Annotated in this window: 1 rRNA gene; it reads right to left on the bottom strand. The window is 51.4% G+C overall.

Annotation, left to right across the window (positions count from 1 at the left end):
- Positions 1–523, bottom strand: a 23S ribosomal RNA gene (locus tag GM676_RS31355); the annotation flags it as partial.

Raw genomic sequence — 523 nt, 5'->3', positions numbered from 1 at the left:
ATATCCGCAGCTTCGGTGACTGGCTTAGCCCCGTTACATCTTCCGCGCAGGACGACTCGATCAGTGAGCTATTACGCTTTCTTTAAATGATGGCTGCTTCTAAGCCAACATCCTGACTGTTTTAGCCTTCCCACTTCGTTTTCCACTTAGCCAATCTTTGGGACCTTAGCTGGCGGTCTGGGTTGTTTCCCTCTTGACGCCGGACGTTAGCACCCGACGTCTGTCTCCCAAGCTCGCACTCACCGGTATTCGGAGTTTGCAATGGTTTGGTAAGTCGCGATGACCCCCTAGCCATAACAGTGCTCTACCCCCGGTGGTGATACTTGAGGCACTACCTAAATAGTTTTCGGAGAGAACCAGCTATTTCCAAGTTTGTTTAGCCTTTCACCCCTACCCACAGCTCATCCCCTAATTTTTCAACATTAGTGGGTTCGGACCTCCAGTGCGTGTTACCGCACCTTCATCCTGGCCATGAGTAGATCACTTGGTTTCGGGTCTACACCCAGCGACTATCGCCCTGTTC

Origin of the sequence: Duganella radicis, assembly GCF_009720825.1 — a bacterium.
Lineage (GTDB): Bacteria > Pseudomonadota > Gammaproteobacteria > Burkholderiales > Burkholderiaceae_D > Rugamonas > Rugamonas radicis.
Note: the sequence above shows the minus strand (reverse complement) of the source record. Positions and strands in the feature narration are given on the sequence as shown.